The 2,999-nt window shown below is 52.5% G+C and carries 4 protein-coding genes; all 4 read right to left on the bottom strand.

The genetic code is table 11. From position 1 onward, the window contains the following. A partial coding sequence (locus JX325_RS14500; RefSeq protein WP_204791792.1) for a recombinase family protein occupies positions 1–1,393 on the bottom strand: 1,393 nt, incomplete at its 3' end. A 117-nt stretch (positions 1,394–1,510) separates the two neighbouring features. Then, on the bottom strand, positions 1,511–1,795 hold the full coding sequence (locus tag JX325_RS14505) for a DUF6870 family protein (protein ID WP_374220632.1): 285 nt from the start codon (positions 1,793–1,795) through the stop codon (positions 1,511–1,513). A 106-nt stretch (positions 1,796–1,901) separates the two neighbouring features. Beyond that, positions 1,902–2,105 (bottom strand): hypothetical protein, encoded by a 204-nt coding sequence (locus JX325_RS14510; RefSeq protein WP_160305915.1) that lies wholly within the window; start codon positions 2,103–2,105, stop codon positions 1,902–1,904. Positions 2,106–2,452: 347 nt separating this feature from the next. Beyond that, a complete protein-coding gene (locus JX325_RS14515) occupies positions 2,453–2,863 on the bottom strand; it encodes a sigma-70 family RNA polymerase sigma factor (protein WP_204791793.1) in 411 nt (136 codons plus the stop codon). Between the last annotated feature and the right edge of the window lie 136 nt (positions 2,864–2,999).

The raw sequence follows: 2,999 nt of genomic DNA on the forward strand, positions 1-2,999 counted from the left end.
TCATATCCCGGTAGTCCTGCTGGGTAATTTCCCCGTCTTTCCAGTCTTGATATAAAGACTGTTTATACCGGGTAACTTTTGCCAGTTCCCGCTCCTTGGCGGCTATCAGATCATCCAGCCGGAAAGACTGGCTTTTTTTGACAGGGGCCGAATTGATACGGGAAATAATCTCGGAGTAGGAAACCGCCAGATGTACCTGTTGCCGTACAGCGAACAGGACAGCGGCCTCCAGCCGTTCATGCTTGATGGCGTGCATGGTGCAGGCAGTCCGGGAGCGGTTTTTGTAAGTAGAGCAAAGATAACGGTAGCTTTGCCCGCTCTGGCTCCGGGTAACGGATTTTCCACAATCAGCACAGCGGAGGAAACCGCTGAACAGGTGGAGCTCCTTTTTCCGGGGAGCCGTCCGGGTATCACGCTTTAAGAGGGCCTGCACCTTTTCAAATGTTTCCCGGTCTATGATAGCCTCGTGGGTATCGGACACCCGCACCCATTCCTCCTCCGGCACTTGCTCAATCTGGTGTACTTTGTAGCTTTTCACCCGGCGGCGGCCCTGTACCAAATCCCCGGTATAAATCGGATTGGTAAGAATGAGGGTTACAATTTTGTCGCCCCACAGGGGATTGTCCGATGTTGAACTGGCAGGCAGGCCCTTTTCCCTGCGGTATGTTGTGGGGCTTGGGATGCCGTGATCATTCAGATAATAAACCATAGCCCGCCTCGCCATACCCTGCAGGCATAAATCATAAATGAGCTTTACAATTTCAGCCGCATCGGGATCGACGATTAACTGGTGCTTGTCTTTCGGGTCTTTCAGATAACCATAGGGAGCAAAAGAGCCGATGTACTGGCCGTTGCGCCGCTTGTAATCGAATACCTGCCGGATTTTCTTTGAGGTCTGATAACAGTATTGATCGTTCATTACATTCGTAATCGGGACGATGATACTGGAAACGCTGTCCGGGTCACGGTAGCTGTCCACATTTTCGGCAAGGCTGATAAAGCGGACACCCATCTGTACAAACAGGTTGTCAATCAGACTGCCAGCATCACTGTAATTTCTTGCAAAACGGGAAAGGTCTTTCACAATCACACAGTTTATTTTGCCGCTCATAACATCGGCAAGGAGCCGCTGGAAGTCCTCCCGGTTGGCGTCTGTTCCCGTGTGTCCGTCATCCACATACTCGGTAATGCTTTCAAATTCGTCCTGGTGTTTGAAGTAAAAGTCTCCCAGCAGGTCACGCTGATTTTTTACGCTGTTGCTATCGTCTTTACCCTCCCGGGCTTTTTTCAAATCCTCTTTGGAGAGCCGGATGTATGCGCCCAGCCGCCAGCGGCGGACAGCATAAGAGGGAGAGAAACTCTGCTGAAATCCTCTGTTTTTTGTTCGTGCCATTGTTCCTCCTTCCCTATCACATTACATCTATATTATAACTCTGCCTGGGCAGGACAACAAGGATGCCTTTGCATCGGGACACTTTGTCTCGAAGTGGCAAACAGGCCATAACCAAAGTTACAGCCCGCTTTTTTGCCGGAGCAGAAAGTCTGTCAGCGTGTCCTGCAAGGACGGCCCGCTTTCCGCAAATTCAATTTTTACACCGACACCGCCGATGCAAAAGCAGTATGGATTTTTAACAGCCTGCAGGAAACAGGCGATGCGCTCCTCTTTGGGGAGAGCGTTGTTAAAGGTCATACCGCTCACATCAGCCAGGGACTCGGGAGCCACTGCGCCAATATCAACGCTTTTCATTTGTTCCAATACCTGTGCATTTAATCTCACGGTAAAACCTCCTCTCAAATCAATAAACCGCCTCCCATCTGTCCTGTGGGGAAACGCAAGAGGACGGCACCGGAACAGTGCCGCCCTCTTGTCTTGCTCCACATCGGGACACAATGTCTCGAAGTCAGTAGGGGCTTTTCTGGTAGTGAGCCTCGGCCTCCTCCAGAGAAACGAAGTCAAACAGCTCATGGAGCTCGGCTATGATACGGCGGATGTCATCACTGGCAAAGCCGCAGTTTTCCATCGCCATAATTATATAGCCCCTGCAGGAACCGTTACTCCACGGCTCAGATAACAGGGCCGCCAATTCTGCTGGATCATAGTTCATAGACTGTACCTCGCTTTCCTAAAATTACGGGATCGCCGCCCACATTTTCTTGACCTGTCCAAAGACAATGATACTCGGGACGGCGATCCCACACGGATGAGAGGGCGGCCCGGAGGGACAGGCGGCCAGCCTGTCCTGCGGCGGATCGTGGCCCTGGGCTGGCTCGGCCCATTTGCGGCGTTGGTGTTGTTCGCTCGTTTCCCAATGGAGAAAGTCACAGCGCACCCGCCGCCTGGCTCCCCGCACTATGCCCGGGGCCGCTCCTGTTCATCTGTGCTGAGAAGAAAACCTCCTCTCATAAACCGAGACATTTTTTCATCATTTCCAAGTGGGTAAAATGAAAAAAATTAAAAAGTTTTTTTCATGCGCTCAAGCCCCCGTTTGATGGACTGGCGGACAGACTCCTCATGTACGCCCTCAGCCTCGGCAATTTCCTTGATGCTTTTTCCAAGAATGATGTGGGCGTCGATCCTCCGGCCCTGGACTTCGGGCAGGGAGTTAAGGGCGTTCCACAGACGGCAGAACACTTCCATACGCTCCAGCAGTTCCTGCGGGGTGGGCTCATGCAGGCAGGCGGAATATTCGATCCCGTCATCGCAGTCCAGGGAATACTGCGCCTTGTGCCGGGAGAGCCGCCGCTGGTAGGCCATCTCATACCGGGCATCGGCCAGAAAGACAGCCGCCACCTCGTCGGAAACNTCGATAAACTGATCCTGTGTGTGCCAATAATAAAAATCTTTCAGATTGATTGTAGTCATAATAAACCTCCGTTTCGGTGTTTGGGTGAACGAGCGACCGAAACGGGGCTGGTGGGGAGCGACACCCGGGGGAGCCGTCCCGAACCTTGGGACACTTTGTCTCGAAGTGCAAAAAAGCGCCTGGGCGACACAAGGC

Source organism: Oscillibacter sp. CU971 (genome assembly GCF_905219725.1).
GTDB lineage: Bacteria > Bacillota > Clostridia > Oscillospirales > Oscillospiraceae > Oscillibacter.